The sequence below is a fragment of the Pseudomonas sp. B6(2017) genome (assembly GCF_002112765.1).
In the GTDB taxonomy this organism is placed as follows: Bacteria; Pseudomonadota; Gammaproteobacteria; order Pseudomonadales; family Pseudomonadaceae; genus Aquipseudomonas; species Aquipseudomonas piscis.
This window is the reverse complement of record NZ_NEIQ01000008.1, coordinates 199,076-218,235: the sequence shown is the minus strand read 5'-3', so window position 1 is coordinate 218,235 and position 19,160 is coordinate 199,076. Positions and strand designations below refer to the sequence as shown.

The 19,160-nt window shown below is 64.7% G+C and carries 21 protein-coding genes; 9 read left to right on the top strand and 12 right to left on the bottom strand.

What is annotated here, in order from left to right:
- Positions 1-25 precede the first annotated feature (25 nt).
- From CAG11_RS15775 to pcaQ, 4 genes are all read right to left on the bottom strand, one after another.
- Positions 26-703, bottom strand: a complete 678-nt coding sequence (locus tag CAG11_RS15775) for a TetR/AcrR family transcriptional regulator (protein WP_085597007.1) — start codon at positions 701-703, stop codon at positions 26-28.
- Positions 704-860: 157 nt separating this feature from the next.
- Positions 861-1,466: a protocatechuate 3,4-dioxygenase subunit alpha gene (pcaG, locus tag CAG11_RS15770; protein WP_085597006.1), complete on the bottom strand. Its 606-nt coding sequence runs from the start codon at positions 1,464-1,466 to the stop codon at positions 861-863.
- A 10-nt stretch (positions 1,467-1,476) separates the two neighbouring features.
- Positions 1,477-2,196, bottom strand: a complete 720-nt coding sequence (pcaH, locus tag CAG11_RS15765) for a protocatechuate 3,4-dioxygenase subunit beta (protein WP_085597005.1) — start codon at positions 2,194-2,196, stop codon at positions 1,477-1,479.
- A 103-nt stretch (positions 2,197-2,299) separates the two neighbouring features.
- On the bottom strand, positions 2,300-3,229 hold the full coding sequence (gene pcaQ, locus CAG11_RS15760; RefSeq protein ID WP_022641147.1) for a pca operon transcription factor PcaQ: 930 nt from the start codon (positions 3,227-3,229) through the stop codon (positions 2,300-2,302).
- Between the two features lie 140 nt (positions 3,230-3,369).
- Between pcaQ and CAG11_RS15755 the strand changes: the two genes are divergently transcribed.
- Together CAG11_RS15755 and CAG11_RS15750 are read left to right on the top strand one after the other, a co-directional pair.
- Positions 3,370-4,269, top strand: coding sequence for a neutral zinc metallopeptidase (locus tag CAG11_RS15755; protein WP_085597004.1), 900 nt, complete (start codon positions 3,370-3,372; stop codon positions 4,267-4,269).
- Complete coding sequence (locus tag CAG11_RS15750) at positions 4,270-5,241, top strand: hypothetical protein (protein WP_085597003.1); 972 nt, start codon at positions 4,270-4,272, stop codon at positions 5,239-5,241.
- 14 nt (positions 5,242-5,255) lie between these two features.
- On the opposite strand, the gene CAG11_RS15745 is transcribed toward CAG11_RS15750, so the two are convergent.
- From CAG11_RS15745 to CAG11_RS15735, 3 genes are all read right to left on the bottom strand, one after another.
- Positions 5,256-5,849: an HAD family hydrolase gene (locus tag CAG11_RS15745; protein ID WP_085597002.1), complete on the bottom strand. Its 594-nt coding sequence runs from the start codon at positions 5,847-5,849 to the stop codon at positions 5,256-5,258.
- The gene (gene tesB, locus CAG11_RS15740; RefSeq protein WP_022641150.1) at positions 5,846-6,715 is read right to left on the bottom strand and encodes an acyl-CoA thioesterase II; all 870 of its coding nucleotides are present in this window, start codon (positions 6,713-6,715) and stop codon (positions 5,846-5,848) included. Before tesB ends, CAG11_RS15745 begins: the two co-directional genes overlap by 4 nt.
- Positions 6,716-6,819: 104 nt before the next feature.
- Positions 6,820-7,389: a GNAT family N-acetyltransferase gene (locus tag CAG11_RS15735; RefSeq protein ID WP_085597001.1), complete on the bottom strand. Its 570-nt coding sequence runs from the start codon at positions 7,387-7,389 to the stop codon at positions 6,820-6,822.
- Positions 7,390-7,464: 75 nt separating this feature from the next.
- On the opposite strand from CAG11_RS15735, the gene CAG11_RS15730 reads away from it, so the two are divergent.
- Both CAG11_RS15730 and CAG11_RS15725 read left to right on the top strand, forming a co-directional pair.
- Positions 7,465-8,385, top strand: a complete 921-nt coding sequence (locus CAG11_RS15730; RefSeq protein ID WP_085597000.1) for a histone deacetylase — start codon at positions 7,465-7,467, stop codon at positions 8,383-8,385.
- Between the two features lie 583 nt (positions 8,386-8,968).
- On the top strand, positions 8,969-10,225 hold the full coding sequence (locus CAG11_RS15725; RefSeq protein ID WP_085596999.1) for a TIGR03862 family flavoprotein: 1,257 nt from the start codon (positions 8,969-8,971) through the stop codon (positions 10,223-10,225).
- Between the two features lie 46 nt (positions 10,226-10,271).
- On the opposite strand, the gene CAG11_RS15720 is transcribed toward CAG11_RS15725, so the two are convergent.
- A complete protein-coding gene (locus CAG11_RS15720) occupies positions 10,272-11,606 on the bottom strand; it encodes a DEAD/DEAH box helicase (RefSeq protein ID WP_085596998.1) in 1,335 nt (444 codons plus the stop codon).
- Between the two features lie 196 nt (positions 11,607-11,802).
- Here CAG11_RS15720 and CAG11_RS15715 point away from each other — a divergent pair, with 196 nt between their 5' ends.
- Together CAG11_RS15715 and CAG11_RS15710 are read left to right on the top strand one after the other, a co-directional pair.
- On the top strand, positions 11,803-12,261 hold the full coding sequence (locus CAG11_RS15715; RefSeq protein ID WP_085596997.1) for a hypothetical protein: 459 nt from the start codon (positions 11,803-11,805) through the stop codon (positions 12,259-12,261).
- 62 nt (positions 12,262-12,323) lie between these two features.
- Positions 12,324-13,385, top strand: a complete 1,062-nt coding sequence (locus tag CAG11_RS15710; protein WP_085596996.1) for an alpha/beta fold hydrolase — start codon at positions 12,324-12,326, stop codon at positions 13,383-13,385.
- On the opposite strand, the gene yedA is transcribed toward CAG11_RS15710, so the two are convergent.
- Positions 13,386-14,294, bottom strand: a complete 909-nt coding sequence (gene yedA, locus CAG11_RS15705) for a drug/metabolite exporter YedA (protein ID WP_085596995.1) — start codon at positions 14,292-14,294, stop codon at positions 13,386-13,388.
- Between the two features lie 162 nt (positions 14,295-14,456).
- Between yedA and CAG11_RS15700 the strand changes: the two genes are divergently transcribed.
- A complete protein-coding gene (locus CAG11_RS15700) occupies positions 14,457-14,918 on the top strand; it encodes an Lrp/AsnC family transcriptional regulator (RefSeq protein WP_085596994.1) in 462 nt (153 codons plus the stop codon).
- An 88-nt stretch (positions 14,919-15,006) separates the two neighbouring features.
- Here the strand turns inward: CAG11_RS15700 and CAG11_RS15695 are convergent, their stop codons facing one another.
- From CAG11_RS15695 to CAG11_RS15685, 3 genes are all read right to left on the bottom strand, one after another.
- Positions 15,007-15,612 carry a PolC-type DNA polymerase III gene (locus tag CAG11_RS15695; protein WP_022641158.1) on the bottom strand — a complete coding sequence of 202 codons (606 nt, stop codon included), beginning with the start codon at positions 15,610-15,612 and terminating at the stop codon, positions 15,007-15,009.
- A gap of 28 nt (positions 15,613-15,640) precedes the next feature.
- Positions 15,641-16,120, bottom strand: a complete 480-nt coding sequence (locus tag CAG11_RS15690) for an NYN domain-containing protein (protein ID WP_022641159.1) — start codon at positions 16,118-16,120, stop codon at positions 15,641-15,643.
- A 137-nt stretch (positions 16,121-16,257) separates the two neighbouring features.
- Complete coding sequence (locus tag CAG11_RS15685) at positions 16,258-17,034, bottom strand: DUF2076 domain-containing protein (RefSeq protein WP_085596993.1); 777 nt, start codon at positions 17,032-17,034, stop codon at positions 16,258-16,260.
- Between the two features lie 178 nt (positions 17,035-17,212).
- Here CAG11_RS15685 and CAG11_RS15680 point away from each other — a divergent pair, with 178 nt between their 5' ends.
- Both CAG11_RS15680 and CAG11_RS15675 read left to right on the top strand, forming a co-directional pair.
- Entirely contained in the window at positions 17,213-17,872 is a 660-nt protein-coding gene (locus CAG11_RS15680; RefSeq protein WP_085596992.1) for a YciC family protein, read from the top strand.
- 89 nt (positions 17,873-17,961) lie between these two features.
- Positions 17,962-19,038 (top strand): endonuclease/exonuclease/phosphatase family protein, encoded by a 1,077-nt coding sequence (locus CAG11_RS15675; protein ID WP_085596991.1) that lies wholly within the window; start codon positions 17,962-17,964, stop codon positions 19,036-19,038.
- The last annotated feature ends 122 nt before the right edge of the window (positions 19,039-19,160 follow it).

The window sequence follows — 19,160 nt, the reverse complement described above, 5'->3', positions numbered from 1 at the left end:
GGCCCATGCCAATGCCGGCGGCCACTCAGGCTTGCAGGTAGCGCAGCACCGATTCGCAGATCATTTCCCGATGCCGGCGCTTGACCGTCTCATCCGGCAGGTCGAGCTGGAAGATCTCGCCGAAGGTATGGCGATTGGAAACCCGGAAGAAGCAGAACGAACTGATCAGCAAATGCACATCCAGGGCATTCAACCCACTGCGAAACAGGCCCTCTTTGACTCCGCGCGCGAGGATTTCGTCCAGGGCATGCAGGACGCTGTTGTTCATCGCCTTGATCACCTGCGACTGCTTCACGTACTCGGCGTTGTGGATGTTCTCGATGCTGACGATCCGCACGAAATCAGCGTTGTGATCATGGTGGTCGAAAGTGAACTCCACCAGGCGGCGAATGGCCTCCGGTGGTGTCAGCTCCGTCAGCTGCAGGCGACTCTCGGTGCTGCGGATATCGCCATAGAGCTTCTCCAGCACTTCGACATACAGCTGCTCCTTGCTGCCGAAGTAGTAATAGATCATGCGCTTGGAGGTATGGATACGCTCGGCGATGGCGTCCACCCGAGCCCCGGAAAGCCCCTGTTGCACGAACTCGATAACCGCCTCCTGGAGGATGTTCTCGCGGGTCTTTTCCGGGTTGTTCTTGCGGCTCTTGCGCGGCGCGAGAGCAGCTTTGTCAGGCACAACGGAGCGTTCACTGGTCATTGTCATTCTGGGCTCACAGCCATCACTCACAAGCCGGCGATTATGGGCTGCGTCAGGTCGCGAAAGAAAGCGCCGAGGGGGGCCGCCAGCCCCCTCGGTTACAGATCTTCTACAACTTGGAACCCACGCTGGACCGCCAGCCGGAGCGCACCAGGGCAACGACCTAGAAATCGAAGAACACCGTCTCGCCCTCGCCCTGAAGCCGGATGTCGAAACGATAGGCACGCAGGCCATCGACCTCGCAAGGCCACGCCAGCAAGGTTTCCCGGCGCTGCGGCTGCTCGATCAGGTTCAGCACCGGGCACTGCTGGTTGGCTTGCGGCTCATCGGCGAAGTACAAGCGGGTATGCAGGTGGATGTTGATCCCCCGGGCGAACAGCATCACGTTGATGTGCGGCGCCATGGGCAGGCCGGCGGCATTGTTTACAATTCCAGGCTTGACTGTATGCAAAACCCACTCTCCAGCATCGAAAGTGGTGGCGGCCCGGCCGAAGCAGTTGAAGGGTTTTTCCGTATCGAAGATCGGGTCATGGATGCCTTCATGATTGGCCTGCCAGAACTCCAGGAACGAGTCGCGTACCAGGTGGCCATTGCCATCGTAGACGTGGCCCAACAGCTGGATGTGCTCGCCCGGAGCATCCTCCCTGGCCAGCCGATTGCAGATTTCCTCGGGCCGGGAGGGATTTCCCGCGGCGGCCAGGGCCAGGCCGATATGCACGTAGGGCCCGGCGGTTTGCGAGGGGGTTTCCGGCAACAGTCGAACGGGCATGGCGGGTTCCTCAGCAGTTCTCGAAATGGGTCCGGCGCTGGCCACGCAGCACGATGTCGAAACGATAGGCCAGGCAATCCATGGGGTTGGCGTTGCTCATGTCCAGCCGGGCGATCAGGCTCTGCACCGCCTCCGGGCTGGCGATCGACTTGACGATCGGGCACAGCGGGATCAACGGATCGCCTTCGAAGTACAGCTGGGTGACCAGCCGTGTGGCGATCGCCGGACCGCTGATGGAGAAATGAATGTGCGCCGGGCGCCAGTCGTTGGGAGCGTTGCGCCATGGATAGGGCCCAGGCTTGATGGTGCGGAAGCTGTAGTAGCCATCTCGGTCGGTGAGCGTACGCCCAACGCCGCCGAAGTTCGGGTCCAGGGGCGCCAGGTAGCGGTCGTTCTTGTGCCGATAGCGGCCGCCGGCATTGGCCTGCCACATTTCCACCAGGGTATGGGGCACCGGCTTGCCGTATTGGTCGCATACCCGCCCGGCGACGATGATCCGCTCTCCCACCGGCAAGCCGCCGTTGTCGAAATTGCGCAGCAGGTCGTTGTCCAGGCGTCCGAGGCGCAGTTGGGAAAAGTCCGGACCGCCGGTTTCACTGGGCGATTGGGCAATGCTCACCAGCGCCTGGCGCGGGGAGCGGGTGATGGAACTCTTGTAGTCGGGCGTCAGGGCCTTGGGGTGCCAGTCACGGTCGCGCATCACGAAGCGACTGCCGTCTGAATCGGACATGTCGATCTCCTGTTGTTTGAGTTCTGGAGCGCAGCTTGCAGAGTTTCAAACAAACCAGGCCGGCGGAATATTGAAAAACCGGCGCTCATCCATAACCGCAAGGTTAAGGATATCGCCCCTCGCGATAGGCCAGCCCGACCTCCCGCAACACCTGCACCGCCCATTGCGCCGCCAGCGGCAACGGCAGGCTGGCATTGCTGGAGATCCCCACCGAGCCACCGGGCTCACGCAACCCCAGGTCCAGCTCCAGCAGTTCGCCGCTGGCCAGGTCCAGGCGCACCGCATCCAGCGGCGCGATCCACAACGCATCGCTGGACAAGGTGTAGCGCCGGCCCAGGGCCAGCGACAGGGTTTCCAGGCGTTGTGGCGACTGGGCGATGCCGCACTGCACGAACAGGCTGTCGGCATGCTTGCGGATACTGGTGCCAGCCAGCGGCAGCACCAGCGGATAACGGCCGACGGCCTCACGGTCGAGCAGTCCGCTGGCCAACGGATGCCCGGGGCGCGCCACCAGGGTCATCGACTCGTTGTACAGATGCTCGAAGCTCAGGCCCTGGATCTCCGGGCTCTCGGTCATGCGCCCCACCACCAGGTCCAGGTCGCCGACCCGCAGTTGCGAGAGCAGGTAGGCGCTGGGGCCGGTGACCACGCTGAGCGTCAGCGCCCCATGCCGCTGGTGCAAACGCCGCAGCACCTCCGGCAGCAACAGGCTCTCCACCGTAGAAAGCACGCCGATACGCACCGCCTGCGCGGCATGCTCGCCACCGCGCAAGCTGCTGACCCCTTCCCGCAGGGCCTGCACCGAAGGGCCGGCATAGCGCAGGAAGGCCCGTCCGGCCTCGGTCAGGCTGAGCCCGGCCTTGCTGCGCTCGAACAACCGGGTGTCCAGCAAGGTCTCCAGTTCCTTGAGGGTCTTGGACATCGCCGGCTGGCTCACCGCCAGCACATCGGCGGCCCGGGCCAGGCTGCCCTGGCGGGCCATTTCAAGAAAACCCACCAGGTGACGGAATTTGATGCGGGTATCGATGTTCAATAGGGAGCCCCAAAATGCGCTTGCAACCGGCCGACCCGGTGCCGGGTCATGGTAGCGTGGGCAAAAATCCCTGACGACCGGACTGGCGCCGGTTCCAGCCAGCAGCAACACTGACCAGCAGAAGAAACGAGGACTCCCCCATGCTTTGGAAAAAAGGCCGGCGCAGCGACAACGTCGTGGATGTGCGAGATGACAGCGGCGGCGGCGGTGGTGGCGGCGGCTTGCGCTTCGGCGGCGGCAAGGGGGTGAGCCTGACGGCGATCGTGCTGATCGTCGGCATCGGCTGGGCCACCGGCCAGGACCCGCTGCAGATCCTCGGGCAACTGCTCGGCCAGGGCGGCGGCCAGGTCTCGGCCCCGGCCACCACCCAGGAACGCAAGGCGCCACCGGCCAACGATGAACAGGCGGAATTCGTCCGCGCGATCCTCGGTGATACCGAGGACACCTGGGGCCAGGTCTTCCAGCAGGCCGGCCGCCAGTACCAGGCGCCCAAGCTGATCCTGTTCCGTGGCCGGGTCACGTCCGCCTGCGGCGCCGCCACTTCGGCCAGCGGTCCCTTCTATTGCCCAGCCGATCGCCAGGTGTACCTGGACATGGATTTCTTCCGGGAAATGGCCCAGCGCTTTTCCGCCGCTGGCGACTTCGCCCAGGCCTACGTGATCGCCCATGAGGTGGGCCACCACGTGCAGACCTTGCTCGGTGTCTCGGCCAAGATGCAGGCGGCCCGCCAGCAGGGTCGGCAGATGGAAGGCGACGGTGGCCTGCTGGTACGCCAGGAGTTGCAGGCCGACTGCCTGGCCGGCGTCTGGGCCTACCACGCGCAAAAACGCTTGAACTGGCTGGAACCCGGGGACGTGGAAGAAGCCCTGAACGCCGCCAACGCCATCGGCGACGACCGCCTGCAGCAGCAGGGCCAGGGCCGGGTGGTACCGGATTCCTTCACCCACGGCACCTCGGCCCAGCGGGTACGCTGGTTCAAGACCGGTTTCAGCCAGGGCCAGGTCGGCCAGTGCGACACCTTCGCCGCCAAGAGCCTGTAGATGCGCCGCCTGCTCGCGGCGCTGCTGTGCCTGGGCAGCCTGGGCGCCCAGGCTGCGGGGCATGGGGTCAAGATCATCAGCCCCGGGCGACTGGAACTGCCAGCCGGTGAACTGGCCCTGGGCCTGAGCCAGGACTGGCGCCAGCCATTGCCGGACATACAGCGGGCCCTGGTGATCGTCCATGGCCGCCTGCGCAACGCCCAGACCTACCTGCACAGCGGCGAAAGCGCCGCCAGGCTGGCCGGGCAAGACGCCACGACCCTGGTGATCGCCCCGCAGTTTCTCAATCAGCACGACATTGCCCGCCATCACCTGCCCAGCAGCCTGTTGCGCTGGCAGGGCAACGCCTGGATGGGCGGCGAGCCAGCCACCGCCCCCCAGGCGCTGAGCTCCTACGCGGCACTGGACGCCATCCTGCTGCGCCTGGGCGATCGCCAGCGCTTTCCCAACCTGCAGGAAGTGGTGGTCGCCGGCCACTCGGGCGGTGCCCAGGTGGTGCAACGCTACGCCCTGGCCAGCGGCAACCATGCCGAACTGCAGCGGGCCGGAATCGGCCTGCGCTTCGTGGTCGCCAATCCTTCGTCCTACGCCTACTTCGACGCCTGGCGCCCGGTAGCCGTCGAGCCAGCCGCCTGCCGCGGATTCAACCAGTGGAAGTACGGCCTGGAGCGACGCCCGGCCTATGTCGCCCGGCTAATGCCGGAACAGCTGGAGCAGCGTTATGCGGGGCGGGATATTACCTACCTGCTGGGACAACAGGACATCGACCCTCGGCACCCGGCCCTGGACAAGAGCTGCGCCGCCGAGGCCCAGGGCGCCTATCGCCTGGCGCGCGGGCACAACTATTTCGACTACCTGCTAAGGCGTCATCCCCAGGGCCTGGCCCAACGCCTGGTAGAGGTGCCGGGGGTCGGTCATGACGGGGACAAGATGTTCACCTCGGCCCAGGGCCAGGCGGTGCTGTTCAAGTAGAACCGCGCCCGGCCTCAAGCCCGCAACAGGCGGTGCAACTGCGCGCAATCCTGTGCATGCCAGTCGGTCAGTTCCGGCCAGGGGTTGTCCGGCAGGTTGACCAGCACCGTGCGGGTACCGGCGGCGCGGCCGCAGTCCAGGTCGAAGCGGTAATCGCCGACCATCACCATGCGCTGCACAGACACATCCCAGGCCTGGGCCAGCTTCAGCAGGCCACCAGGATGGGGCTTGGGCGGGGCCTCGTCGCGGCCCAGCACATGGGCCTCGGCGAAGCAGTCGGCCAGGCCGATGGCTTGCAAGGTCACGTGGGCCAACTCGCGGGCATTGCGAGTGAGGATGCCCAGGCGATATCCGCGCCCGGCCAGGTCCCGCACCAGCTCCACCGCGCCCGGCGCCGGGCGCGACCCCAGGGCCAGTTCACGCTCGTGCTCCAGCAGCCAGGCATGCTTGGCCGCGGACTCATCCGCCGGCAAGGCCGCCAGGTGCGTGAGGATGTCTTCATCCGCCGGGATCGACAACGCCTGGCGGATCGCTTCGAAGTCATGCACGGCGATGGTCAGGGTGCCGTCCATGTCGAACACCCAATGCTCGATATCCGAAAGGCTCATGCCCAATCCTTGCGATGGCGGATCAACCCTTCCTGGGTCACCGAAGCGACCAACTGGCCGGCACGGTTGAACACGCTGCCGCGGGAGAAGCCCCGGGAATTGCCGGCCCATGGGCTGTCCATGGCATACAGCAGCCAGTCATCGGCACGCAGGTCGGCGTGGAACCATAGGGCGTGGTCGAGGCTGGCCACTTGCATATCCTTCTGCCAGACCGACTTGCCATGGGGCAGCAGCGAGGTGACCAGCAGGCCGAAGTCCGAGGCATAGGCCAGCAGGTACTTGTGCAGCGCCGGGTTGTCGGCCAGGGTGCCGTCGGCGCGGAACCAGACGTACTTCACCGGATCCATCGGCTGCGGGTTGTACGGGTCCCTCTCGGTCACCGGGCGCACTTCGATGGGCTTGGGGCACAGCAGTTTTTCCCGCATGTGCTCGGGAATCAGGTGCGCGCGCTGGGTGGCGATCTCCAGCTCCGAGGGCAGGTTCTCCGGGCCGACCACCTGGGGCATGCCGCTCTGGTGCTCGAAACCCTGCTCGTCGTACTGGAACGAAGCGCTGCAGGTGAAGATCGGATTGCCCTTCTGGATCGCCGTCACGCGCCGGGTGCTGAAGCTGCCGCCATCGCGGACCCGGTCCACCTGGTAGACCACCGGCAAGGCAGCGTCCCCGGGGCGCAGGAAGTAACCGTGCATGGAATGCACATGGCGCGCCTCCTCCACCGTCTGGCTGGCGGCGGACAGCGATTGGCCGAGTACCTGGCCCCCGAACAGCTGGCGGAAACCCAGGTCCTGGCTGCGCCCACGAAACAGGTTTTCCTCGATGGGTTCCAAGGTCAAAAGATCGACCAGATCATCCAGCACATGACTCATTCAGACTCTCCTCACACAGAGCAAAACCGCGCAATCTCGGCTGCGGCGGTCAAATCGATTCGGGGCAAGCAACCTCATCGGCACATTCTAAACATGCGCGATTGCTATCCATGCAAGGTTTCCAACCATTGTTCACGGGTGATGCGGTACAGCACATGCTCGCGCAACGGGTGATCGCCGGCGAGCTTGGGATGTTCGAAATCCCCCTGGACGGCATGCTGCATGCCAATGGCCTGCATCACTTTCTGCGACGCCAGGTTGGTCCGGGTGGTGAAGGCTACCACTTCGTCCAGGGCCAGGCGCTCGAACGCGCAACGCAACGCCGTCCAGGCCGCCTCGCTGGCATAACCCAGGCCCCAATGCTCGCGGGCCAGGCGCCAGCCGATCTCCACCGCCGGGGTGAAAGGCGCTTCGAAACCCACCACGCCCAGGCCGGTAAAACCGATGAAGGCGCCGTTGTCCTTGCGCTCCAGGGCCCAGGTACCAAAACCATGCTCGGCGAAATGCCCGCGTATGCGGCCGATCAAGGCGGCGCTCTCCAGACGGCTCAAGGGTGCCGGAAAGTAGCGCATGACCTGCGGATCGGCACACATCGCCGCAAAAGCCTGCAAGTCGTCGTCACGCCATTGGCGCAGCACCAGGCGCGCGCTTTCCAGTTGCAGTATCGGCTCCATCGGTGCCCTCCGTTTTCATGGGTGCAAGTCTACATCGCTGGTAGGATCCTTCACGGGTCCTTCTAAGAAAATGCCATGACATTGCCGCTGATCTACCACGACGACTACAGCCCGGAATTCCCCCCGGAGCACCGCTTCCCCATGGACAAGTTTCGCCTGTTGCGCGACCACCTGGTGGATAGCGGCCTCACCCGGGATACCGACCTGCTGCGCCCGCAGCTGTGCCCGGCCGAAGTCCTGGCGCTGGCCCACGACCCTGGGTATATCGAGCGCTACATGAATGGCGAGTTGTCCCGGGAAGACCAGCGGCGCCTGGGCCTGCCCTGGAGCGAAGCCCTGGCCCGGCGCACCGTGCGCGCGGTCGGCGGTTCGCTGCTGGCCGCCGAGCAGGCGCTGGAACACGGCCTGGCCTGCCACCTGGCCGGCGGTACCCACCACGCCCACTACGACTATCCAGCCGGCTTCTGCATCTTCAACGACCTGGCGGTGATCAGCCATTACCTGCTGGAAAGCGGGCGCGTTGGACGGGTACTGATCTTCGATTGCGACGTGCACCAGGGCGACGGTACCGCGCGGATCTTGCAGCACACCGCCGATGCGGTGACCGTCTCGCTGCACTGCGAAAAGAACTTCCCGGTGCGCAAGGCCCAGAGCGACTGGGACATCCCCCTGGCCATGGGCATGGGCGATGCCGAGTACCTGGAGGTGGTGGACGATGCCCTCAACTACCTGCTGCCGCTGTACCAGCCGGACCTGGTGCTGTACGACGCCGGTGTCGACGTCCACCAGGACGACGCCCTGGGCTACCTCAAGCTCACCGACGCCGGGGTGGCCGAGCGCGACGAACGGGTCATGCGCCAGTGCCTGGGCCGGGATATCCCGGTGGTGGGAGTGATCGGCGGCGGCTACAGCAAGGACCGCCAGGCCCTGGCCCGACGCCACGGCATCCTGCACCACAGCGCCCAGAGAGTCTGGGAGTCGCTAGGCTGTCGCTGACCCGACGCCCTTACCCACACCAGCTGTGGAACCGCTTGTGGATAACCTGAGTGAAAGCCTCCACAGCCCTTGTTCCACAAGGGTTAGGTTCAATCGCTCGTTTTTTGATCGAAAACCATGAACCGTCACATTCTTGTGAATCGCTTACCCCCAATCCCTGTGGAGCCGGCTGTGGATAACCTGCGGGAAACCAGCTACAGCCCAGGATCGGCAAGACATACAGGCTGACGCTCAGTTTTTGACCAGGGGTCGATCCATTCATCGCGGCCATCCATGCTTACCCCCACTCTCTGTGGAGGCGCCTGTGGACAACCTGCGTGAAACTCATCCAACCCCTTGTAGAACGTGGCCTTCAGACGATCGACTATTTTTTGACCAGAGTCATCAAGCGGTCACCCAGTCATGCTCGCTTACCCCCAATCCCTGTGGAATCGCTTGTGGATAACCTGCGAGCAAGCCGCTGTAGCCCTTGACCCACAAGGCCTGCAGCCTATCGACTAGATTTTGAGCAGTTTCACCGGCACAGCAGCCTGGCCATGGCTCGGGTAGAATGCGCGACTCACTCCACCAGCACCGCCCCGCCATGACTCGATCCCCTTCCTCCCTGTCCCACCACGTTGCCATCATCGGTGGCGGCCCGGCCGGCCTGATGGCTGCCGAGGTCCTGAGCCAGGCGGGAGTCCGGGTCGACCTGTATGACGGCATGCCCTCGGTCGGACGCAAGTTCCTCCTGGCGGGCGTGGGCGGCATGAACATCACCCATTCCGAAGCCTATCCGGCCTTTCTCTCGCGCTATGCCGAACGAGCGCCGCAAATCGCCCCCTGGCTGCGCGACTTCGATGCCCAGGCCCTGTGCCAGTGGACTCACGGACTGGGGATCGAGACCTTCGTCGGCAGCTCCGGCCGGGTGTTTCCTAGCGACATGAAGGCCGCGCCCTTGCTGCGCGCCTGGCTCAAGCGCCTGCGCGAGGCCGGGGTGGTTATCCACACCCGGCATCGCTGGCTCGGCTGGAATGCCGACGGCAGCCTGCGTATCCAGCATCCCGAGGGTGAAAGCGCGGTACGCCCCGACGCAGTGCTACTGGCGCTGGGCGGCGGCAGTTGGGCACGCCTGGGCTCCGATGGCGCCTGGATGGCGTTGCTTGCGCAACGCGGGGTCGAGGTAGCGCCGCTGCAGGCGAGCAACTGCGGTTTCGAGGTCAGTGCCTGGAGCGAGTTGCTGCAGAGCAAGTTCGCCGGGGCGCCATTGAAGAATGTCGCTATCGGCTTGAACGACGACACGCCACGGCTGGGGGAATGCGTGATCACCGCCAAGGGTATCGAGGGCAGCCTGATCTATGCCCTTTCGGCCTCGATCCGTGAAGCGATCAACCTGCACGGCCAAGGCACCATTCATATCGACCTGCTGCCGGGCAAGCCCCGGGACAAGGTCCAGGCGGCCCTGGCCAAGCCTCGTGGTTCGCGTTCGATGGCCAAGCACCTGCATAGCCAGTTGGGGATCGATGGCGTCAAGGCCGCCTTGCTGCGGGAGCTGACACCGGCCACGACCTTCAATGATCCGGCCAGCCTCGCGGCGGCGATCAAGGCGCTGCCACTGACGCTGGTGAAGCCCCGCCCCCTGGACGAAGCCATCAGCAGTGCCGGCGGCGTACGTTTCGAAGCACTGGATGAACGCTTGATGATCCGGCAGGAGCCTGGGCTGTTCTGCGCCGGAGAAATGCTCGACTGGGAGGCCCCCACCGGCGGTTACCTGTTGACCGCCTGCTTCGCCAGCGGACGCCGGGCCGGGCACGGCATCCTCCAATGGCTAGCCGAGCCCCGCAGGCCCCAGGCCAGGTAGCTGGGCGGCCAGGCCCGGACCTGCCGCCGGCAACTGGCCGCGGTGCTTACGGCTTGCGCTTGCGCGGGCCGGTGTTGAAGGCCGGCACCTTGCGCACCGGCTTCACCGCAGGCTCGGCGGCTACTTCGCCACTATCGACCCAACGCCCCAGGTTGCGTTTGCCGGCACCACCGGCAGCCTTGGGCTTCTTCGGCTTTTTAGGCTTCTTCACCACCTGGCCACTGGCGTCGGTCTCGGGCACCCGGTGCTCGGGCTCGAAATCCTGCTCCTCATGGCGCTTGAGGGTCTGGCGGGTAAGCATTTCGATCGCCGACAGCAGGTTCACTTCATCGGCGCAGACCAGGGAAATCGCTTCACCGGTGGAACCGGCACGTCCGGTGCGGCCGATGCGGTGGACGTAGTCCTCGGCGACGATCGGCAGGTCGAAGTTGACCACCAGCGGCAGATCCTCGATGTCCAGGCCGCGGGCCGCCACATCGGTCGCCACCAGGATCTGGATCTCGCCCAGCTTGAACCGGTCCAGGGCACGCTGGCGCGTGGCTTGGGGCTTATCGCCGTGGATGCCGTCGGCATTCACGCCCTGGCCCTGGAGTTTTTCCACCAGGGCGTCCACGCCGTTACGGGTCTTGGCGAACACCAGCACCTGCTTCCAGCGGTTCTTGCGCAGCAGGTGGCTGAACAGTTCCGGCTTGCGCTTCTTGTCCACCGGTACCACCCATTGCTTGACCGTGCTGGCGGCGACGTTGCGCGGGCTGACCTCGATGCTCAGCGGGTCATTGAGCATCTGCCCGGCCAACAGGCGGATGGCATCGGAGAACGTCGCGGAGAACAGCAAGGTCTGGCGCTTTTTCGGCAGGGCTGCGTAGATGCTCTTGAGCTCTTCGGAGAACCCCAGGTCGAGCATGCGATCGGCCTCATCCAGCACCAGGGTCTGCAACTGGCCGAACTTCACCGCGTTCTGCCGGAACAGGTCCAGCAGGCGGCCAGGTGTCGCCACCAGCAGGTCGACACCCTTGCGCAGCTTCATCATCTGCGGGTTGATGCTGACTCCGCCATACACCGCGTAGGTGCGCAGTGGCAGGTGTTCGGCGTACTGGCGCACGCTGTCGTGGACCTGCTCGGCCAGCTCGCGGGTTGGCACCAGGATCAGCGCCCGCACCGAATTGCTGTCGACCTTCGGACCTTCCAGGGTCAGCAACTGCAACAGCGGCAGGGCGAAACCGGCGGTCTTGCCGGTGCCGGTCTGGGCTGCGGCCATCAGGTCGCGACCGGCCAGCACCGCCGGAACCGCCTGGGCCTGCACCGGGGTCGGGGCCTGGTAGCCAAGGGGTTCAAGGGCGCGCAGCAAGGGTTCGATCAGGCCGAGAGTGGCGAATGTCATGGGGATACCGTAGGAAAGAGTCAGCACAGGAATGCAATGGGCGGCAGTTTACCCTAATTCACGGCCCCACTTACGGACCATCCCCGCCGGCCCGGGAGCGTGTATGCTCGCCCCCCAGCCGGCCCTAAAGAATGCCCCGCGCCCTGCGCACCGGACATCTTCTCGGCCCTCCCCCCCTCAAGGAGTCTCACCTCGCATGGACCAAGAAAACCCGTTCCAGGCCCCCGCCGCCGAACTGCGGATCGCCCCGACCGTCGATCAGAACCTGCGCCTCTACAGTGTCGCAGCCATCGGCCTGAGCACCTTCCTCGGCACCGCCATCGCGGGAGCCTATTTCATCAGCCGGAACCTCAAGGCACTGGGGCGCGAGGCTGAGGTGAGAAAAGCCTGGACCATGGGCATCGGTGTCTTCCTGGCCATGACCCTGGCAGGCTTTTTCCTTCCGGATAACGTTCCCGCCGTGGTCTTCATCCTGCCGCAGATCTACGGGATGAACGCCTATGCGCGCCAACTGTTCGGCCCCCAGGTGGTGGACCACAAGGCCAACGGCGGCAACTTCGTCTCGTTATGGCCAGTGGCGGGAGTCAGCCTGCTGTTTTGCCTGGCCCTGGCGGCGGTGGTCTTCGCGATAGCGCTGCTTATCGGCCTCGAGTGATTCCTTCGCGCTGAAACCACAACGCCGGGCAATGCCCGGCGTCCTTTGTCCATGGAGTCCCAATGCGCAATATCGCCCTGTCCGCACGGATGCTCGCGGGCCTGTCTCTGGCCCTGCTCCTCCCCCTTGCCGGAGCTGCCGAACTCATCGGTTTCCGTGAAATCACCGTGGCGGATGCCAGCGGCCAACGCCCACTGCATGTCGCCCTCTGGTATCCCACCGAGACACCCGCGCCGCTGCTGACATCCGCACAGACCCCGGTCTTCCAGGGCCTGCCCGCCATCAAGGATGCCTCGCCTGGCCCGGCGGCCCACCCCTTGGTGGTCCTGTCCCACGGCTATCGCGGCAGCTGGCGCAACCTCAGCTGGCTGGTACCGAACCTGGTCAACCAGGGCTATGTGGTCGCAGCTCCAGACCACCCTGGCACCACGACCTTCGACCGACGCCCGGCAGAAGCGGCGAAGCTCTGGGAGCGCCCCCACGATATGAGTCGGGTGATCGACACGCTCACTGCCGACAGCAGCCTGGCCGGCGCCGTCGATCCGCAGCGTATCGCCGCCATCGGCCATTCCCTGGGCGGCTGGACAGTCACCGCGCTGGCCGGCGGACGCTACAGTCCGCAACGCCTCCTCGAGGAATGCCGGCTGCATCCCAACCCGCGCCTGTGCGGGTTGGCTGCGGAACTGGGTATCGCTGCAGGCAACCAGGGCCAGCTGAGTGCCGACCTGCGAGACCCGCGAATCAAGGCCGTGGTGTCACTGGACCCGGGGCTGGTCCGCGGATTTACCCCACAGAGCCTGGCAGCGGTGCGAACGCCGACCTTGATCCTGGGCGCCGGGGTGAACATTGCCGGCATGCCGGTGGAACAGGAGTCGGGTTATCTGCAAGCCCACCTGCCGCCGGCCACCTCAAGCCTGCTGGTGGTCGCCGATGCCAGCCATTTCAGCTTCATGCAGCTCTGCAAGCCGGGAGCCACGGCCCTGCTCAGGGCAGATGACCCCGAGGATGAAATCATCTGCCGGGACGGCGACAAGCGCGACCGCGAAGCGATTCACCAGCAAGCGGTCCAGGTCATCGGCGGTTTTCTCGAACGCCACCTGGCCAGCCAGCCGACTCCGCCATAATCAGGCGGCCTCTTCCCGGGCCACGGCCTTGGGCTTGCGCCATTGCGGCAGGCCGATCAACACCACGGCGCTGATGATCACCAGCATCGCCAGCGCTTCTTCGAAGCCGATGCTCTCGCCGACGAAGACGATGCCCAGCAACACCGCCACCGCGGGGTTGACGTAGGCATAGCTGGTGGCCGCCGCCGGGCGTACGTGCTTGAGCAGGTACATGTAGGCATTGAAGGCGATGATCGAACCGAAGCCTGCCAGGTAGGCCAGCGCCAGCCAGCCCTCCAGGGCGGGCATGGCTTCCAGGCGCTCGCCGCGCAGCAGGCTGCCCAGCAGCAGCACTACACCACCGACGAGCATTTGCGCGGCGCTGGCCATGGCCCCCTGGGGCAGAGGCAAATGCTTGCTCCAGACCGAGCCGAAGGCCCAGGCCGCTGCGGCGAACAGCAACAGGGCCGCGCCCAAGGGGCTCGATTGCAGGTTGGAACCCAGGTTCAGCATGCCGATGCCGATCATCCCGAGGATGATGCCGGCCCACTCCAGGCGGGTATTGCGCGTGCCCCAGAAATAACCGCAGAGCAAGGTGAACAACGGCACCGTGGCCACCGCCAGGGCCGCCACTCCGGAAGCCACGCCCAGGTGCTCGGCGACCGTCACCGCACCGTTGCCGAAACTCAGCAGCAGGATGCCGATGATCCCGGCGGCCTTCCATTGCGCCCAGGTGGGCGCCGGGACTCCACGCCAGCGCAGGAACGCGTACATCAGGCTGCCGGCGAGTACGAAGCGGATACCGGCAAGCATCAAGGGTGGCCAGTATTGGACACCGATGCGGATCACCAGGTAGGTCGACCCCCAGATCACGTAGAGGGCAAAGAATGCGGCGATCAACGGCAAGGGAAAGCGGCTTTGGCCAGGCATGGGGTACGACTCAGGAGACAGGCAGGGAAGGCCCATTGTAGAAAGCCGAACGGGGCAAGCTTAAGTTACAAAACTTGTTTTTAAGAGCAGTACACTTTCCAAAACATGGAGTTCGAGGCTATATACCTTGCTTTCGAAAGCCAGGGTGTTTTGGAACCTTCCATGGACAAGTATGACCGCATGCTCTTGGCCCAACTGCTGGAAAACGGCCGGGCGACTTATGCCGAGCTGGCGCGCAAGGTCAATCTCTCGGCACCTGCCGTGGCCGAGCGGGTCGCCAAGCTCGAAGCCTGCGGCGTGATCACCGGCTACCAGGCCAAGGTCGACATGAACAAGCTGGGGTTGCCGATCCAGTGCGTCATCGAACTGCGCCTGGCCCAGCACGGCAACCAGAAAAGCTATGACGAACTGATCAAGATTCCGCAACTCACCGAATGCCACCGGGTCACGGGCGATCCCTGCGTGATCATGCAGGCCGCCGTGGGTTCGATGCCGGAGCTGGAAGAGCTGATCAACCGCGTCGCCCAGTTCGGCTTCAGCAAGACCTCCATCGTGCTCTCCAGCGCCATTGAACGGCGCCTGCCCCTGGGGCACCTGGACAGCAACGGCAAACCGTCCGGTTGATCCACCGCCGGCTCCACGGGGCCTTGCTTGCAGACTCTCCAGGCCCTCGGCCCCTGCGGCCGCAGATTCCGATGGGGCTTGCGGAGCGTCAGCGATGGCGCCGCAAGTGCTCGGGCACCTTGGCCGCCGGAACCTTCTGCAACTTGCACAAGAAATCGTGGGACAACTGGTGCAGGCCGTGGGTATCGCGCAGTTCGCCCGCCAGGTGCACCAGCAAGTTGGCCGCCATCTCGGCGTCGGCCATGGCCCGGTGGGCCTGGCCGGTATGCGGCAAGCCGGCGTAGGCGGTCAGGGTGCCCAGCTTGTGGTTCGGCGCCGCCGGCATCAGGCGCCGGGCCAGCAGCAGGGAACAGGCGAAGTTCTGCAACCGGGTGCGCCGGATCCGCCCCAATTCGAAATCCCAGAACTTCTGGTCGAAGGCGGCGTTATGCGCCACCAGCGGCGTGGTACCGACGACCTCGTTGACTTCGTTCATCACCTGCTCCGCCGAGGGAGCCCCGCGCAACATGGCGTTGCTGATGCCGGTCAATTGCTCGATGAACGCCGGTACCCGCACGCCGGCGTTCATCAGGCTCTGGTAACGCTCGACGATGCGCCCCTGTTCGAGGATCACCACGGCGATCTCGGTGGCCCGGCAACTGCTGCTCGGGGAAAGCCCGGTGGTTTCGAAGTCGATGACGGCAATGCGTTCCAAACCTGTTTTGCTCCGTATGAATCTGTTTTCAGCTTTTCAACAACAAGGCGCCTTCGATCGGCACATAGCGGCTGGCGGCGCGAATCAGCGAATTGGCGGTCAGCCCCGGCACTCCGTAGGCCACCGCGCTGACGCCATGCTTGTGGATGATGCGCTCCAGCAACAGGTCGAAATCGCCGTCGCCGGAGGCCAGCACCACTTCATCCACCTGGCTGGCGGCGTCCATGATGTCGATGGTGATACCCACGTCCCAGTCGCCCTTGGCCGAGCCATCGCTGCGCTGGATGTAGGGTTTGAGTTTTACCGTGAAGCCCAGGTTGCGCAGGATCTGCTGGAACTGCTGCTGCTTGCTGTCACCGCGATCGATGGCATAGGCATAGGCCTGGACGATCTGCCCGTGCTTGCTGATATCGGCCCACAGCGCCGCGTAGTTGAAGTGACAGCCATAAGCCTGGCGCACGGTGTAGTAGAGATTTTGCACATCGGCGAACAGGGCGATTTTTTTCACCGCTAATCCTCATGGCGCAGCAGCACGGCAACCGGATCGACCCTTGGGGTCGGAAAAGTCGTCCAGTATGCCAGCGCCAGGGATTGTTCCGCGAATTATCGGCCCGGGGCATGTTGTGGCCCCGGACCGATGGTAGGTCAGACGAAGGAATCGTCGTCGGAGAAGAACGAACTGTCGTCGTTGTCGTAGCCCGCGTCGTTGAAGCCACCCTGGTCGTTGCCGCCCCAGGAGTCGTTGTTGGCATAACGCTGTTCGTCATTGCCCCAGCCGCTGTTGTCGCTGGCCGGCGCCGGTTCTTCCTTGATGACTTCGACCACTTCCTGGGGCTGCTGGTTGCTGTGGAACAGGCTGCTGATGCCCTGAGCCAGCATCACGCCGCCTGCGACACCGGCGGCGGTCTTCAGCGCGCCACCCAGGAAACTGCTGCCAGCCGCCGGCGCCTGCTGCGGCGCGTAGTTCTGTTGCGGCGCAGCGCCGAACCCCTGCTGGGGCGCACCGAAATTCTGCTGTGGCGCGCCAAAGCCCGGGCGTGGCGGCTCACGCCAGCCACCGCCGGAAGATGGCGCCGGGCTCGCGGTCGGGGCCGGTTGCGCTTCGCGGGAGCCACCGAAGATGCTCGACAAGAACCCGCCACTCGGGGCCGGGGCCGGAGCCGCCTGGGACTTGGCCTGTTGCAGTTGGGCCTGCAGTTGCTGGACTTGCTGGGTCAGTTGCTTGTTCTGTTCGTCAAGGCTCTTGAGGGCAGCCTCCTGCACCAGGATCGCCTGGGTCATGAAATACCCGGCCGCAGGCTGGCGGGTCAGATGCTCCTTGATCCGCGCCTCGGCCTGGGCATCACGCGGGGCTGAATCCGTTTCGGCTTGCTGCAACCGTGAAAACAGTCCATCGATCAGGGTTTGCTCTTCGCTATTCATGGCGACCTCTTTAGATTGCCGGTAAAAATCCGCTCTACGGTCCGAAGGGACCGCGATACGCAACAGTTATGGGGTTGGTGCGGCGACTTTCAATGGTCTTTACCCAAGGTTTACGTTTGCTTCCCCGGGGCCTGCATCGGTTAAAGTGTCCAACCGCTTCGCCACTGCGACCCCTTCGATGAATCCGTTAGACGTTCTGCGCGACTCCCTGTATTTCTTTCGACGCAACCTCGGGCGCATCGCCCAGCTGTGCCTGCCACTGGTGATTCTCGAGGCGCTGCTGCAACAGGCTGCCGGCAAGGCCCTGGGTCCGAATGCCTTTTCCGGGTACAGCGTGATCGTCGGCCTGCTGGTGTATCCGCTGTACACCGGCGCACTGATCCTGCTCCTCGATGCCCGTACCCGTGGCGAATCGCCCCGAACCCGCGATCTCTTGGCCATGAGCCTGAGCCTGTGGCCGCGCTTCGCCCTGCTGACGGCGGTCAGTACCCTGCTGATCTTGCTGGGGCTGTCGCTGTATTTCCTGCCGGGCCTGTGGCTGATGGTGGTCCTGGCCTTCGCCGAGTACCTGCTGGTACTCAAGGGGGCATCGCCGCTGAATGCCATCACCGAGAGCTTTCGCCTGAGCCGCGGGCATTTCCTGCGGATCCTGGCGTGCATCCTGTGCGTGATGACCCCGCTCTGGCTGCTCAAGGGCATGAGCGAAGCCGCCTATCCAGACCCGACGCCGCTGGTGGCACTGACCATCGACAGCGCCTACAGCTTCCTCCAGCTGTTCACCAGCGTGGTGCTGTTCCGCCTGTTCATGCTGATCAGCCAGCAGCCGTACAAGCACTGAAATCCCGGCGCGGCCGCTCTACCCCTTGGGGGACGGCTGCGCACTCGGGTATGCTCGGACCCCATCCCGCAACGCCATAAGCCGAGCCGATGATCCGTCTACTTCGCGTGACCCTGTTGAGCCTGCTGCTGATCGGCCTGGTATTGGCCGGTCTGATCTACAGCCTGACCTGGCGTCCCCAGGCCAAGGAAACCCTGGCGGTTTCCTGTAGCGCCGAAGCCGCGCCGCTGGTACCGGGCCAAGCGTTGAAGGTGATGACCTGGAACCTGCAGTACCTGGCCGGCAAGCGCTATGTGTTCTGGAACGACCAGGCCCATGGCCAGGACGAACGCCCCACACTAGAGGACATGGCCTTCAGCCTCGACGAAGTGGCCCGGGTCATCCGCGACGAACAGCCGGACCTGGTGCTGCTCCAGGAAGTGGACGACAACGCCAAGGCCAGCGCCTACCAGGACCAGCTCAAGCTTCTCCAGGAACGCCTGGCCGACCTCTATCCCTGCAGCACCCGGGCCTACGACTGGAAGGCCGACTTCGTTCCCTCCGTGCATATCCTCGGCAGCGTCGGCCGGCAACTGGCGACCCTCAGCCGCTATCGCATCGAACACGCCGAGCGCCTGCAACTGCCGGTGGCGGACCACAACGTCATCAGCCGGCAATTCCTGCCGCGAGACGCCCTGTTGCTCAGCTACCTGCCCCTGAACGACGGCGGACAACTGGCGGTACTCAATACCCACCTGGAGCGTGCGCAGCAGGCCGGCGAGACCCAGGCCCGGCAAGTCGCGGCCATCGCCAGGACCCTGGACAAACTGGAAGGCCGTGGCACTCCCTGGCTGATCGGCGGCGACTTCAACCTGCTGCCCCTGGGCCAGTACCGGCGCCTGGATGAGAACCAACGCGCGCCCTACAGTGCCGACAGCCCCCTGCACCTTTTGTGGGACAAGTACCCGATGATCCCCAGCAATACCCAAGCCAGCGGTGCCGACCGCGCGCACTGGCTGACCCACTATCCCAACGACCCCGATCTCGATGGGCCGGACCGGACCGTCGACTACCTGTTCTACAGCCCGCGCCTGAAGCGCGTGGAGTCGCGGGTCCGCCAGGACGATACCCTGCGCATCTCCGACCACCTGCCGGTGCTCGCGCGCTTCCTGCTGCCGGCCCAGTAGAGAGCCGTACCCCGCGAGAGCGAAACCTGCTCGGCCCGGCATGGCCCCCGGCGAACTGATCGGTATCGTTTTTTCCTGCGCCTCTGCGCCGAAAAACAAAAGAATCTTGATGATTCTCTTCG

Excerpts from the sequence above, each read along its gene's own strand:
- CAG11_RS15720 (WP_085596998.1), bottom strand. The coding sequence starts at position 11,606 with ATGACATTCGCCACTCTCGGCCTGATCGAACCCTTGCTGCGCGCCCTT.
- CAG11_RS15735 (WP_085597001.1), bottom strand. The coding sequence starts at position 7,389 with ATGGAGCCGATACTGCAACTGGAAAGCGCGCGCCTGGTGCTGCGCCAA.
- CAG11_RS15680 (WP_085596992.1), top strand. The coding sequence starts at position 17,213 with ATGAATCCGTTAGACGTTCTGCGCGACTCCCTGTATTTCTTTCGACGC.
- CAG11_RS15710 (WP_085596996.1), top strand. The coding sequence starts at position 12,324 with ATGCGCAATATCGCCCTGTCCGCACGGATGCTCGCGGGCCTGTCTCTG.
- tesB (WP_022641150.1), bottom strand. The coding sequence starts at position 6,715 with ATGAGTCATGTGCTGGATGATCTGGTCGATCTTTTGACCTTGGAACCC.
- CAG11_RS15730 (WP_085597000.1), top strand. The coding sequence starts at position 7,465 with ATGACATTGCCGCTGATCTACCACGACGACTACAGCCCGGAATTCCCC.
- CAG11_RS15745 (WP_085597002.1), bottom strand. The coding sequence starts at position 5,849 with ATGAGCCTTTCGGATATCGAGCATTGGGTGTTCGACATGGACGGCACC.
- pcaG (WP_085597006.1), bottom strand. The coding sequence starts at position 1,466 with ATGCCCGTTCGACTGTTGCCGGAAACCCCCTCGCAAACCGCCGGGCCC.
- CAG11_RS15675 (WP_085596991.1), top strand. The coding sequence starts at position 17,962 with ATGATCCGTCTACTTCGCGTGACCCTGTTGAGCCTGCTGCTGATCGGC.
- CAG11_RS15750 (WP_085597003.1), top strand. The coding sequence starts at position 4,270 with ATGCGCCGCCTGCTCGCGGCGCTGCTGTGCCTGGGCAGCCTGGGCGCC.
- yedA (WP_085596995.1), bottom strand. The coding sequence starts at position 14,294 with ATGCCTGGCCAAAGCCGCTTTCCCTTGCCGTTGATCGCCGCATTCTTT.
- CAG11_RS15715 (WP_085596997.1), top strand. The coding sequence starts at position 11,803 with ATGGACCAAGAAAACCCGTTCCAGGCCCCCGCCGCCGAACTGCGGATC.
- pcaH (WP_085597005.1), bottom strand. The coding sequence starts at position 2,196 with ATGTCCGATTCAGACGGCAGTCGCTTCGTGATGCGCGACCGTGACTGG.
- CAG11_RS15685 (WP_085596993.1), bottom strand. The coding sequence starts at position 17,034 with ATGAATAGCGAAGAGCAAACCCTGATCGATGGACTGTTTTCACGGTTG.
- CAG11_RS15725 (WP_085596999.1), top strand. The coding sequence starts at position 8,969 with ATGACTCGATCCCCTTCCTCCCTGTCCCACCACGTTGCCATCATCGGT.
- CAG11_RS15700 (WP_085596994.1), top strand. The coding sequence starts at position 14,457 with ATGGACAAGTATGACCGCATGCTCTTGGCCCAACTGCTGGAAAACGGC.
- CAG11_RS15755 (WP_085597004.1), top strand. The coding sequence starts at position 3,370 with ATGCTTTGGAAAAAAGGCCGGCGCAGCGACAACGTCGTGGATGTGCGA.
- CAG11_RS15775 (WP_085597007.1), bottom strand. The coding sequence starts at position 703 with ATGACAATGACCAGTGAACGCTCCGTTGTGCCTGACAAAGCTGCTCTC.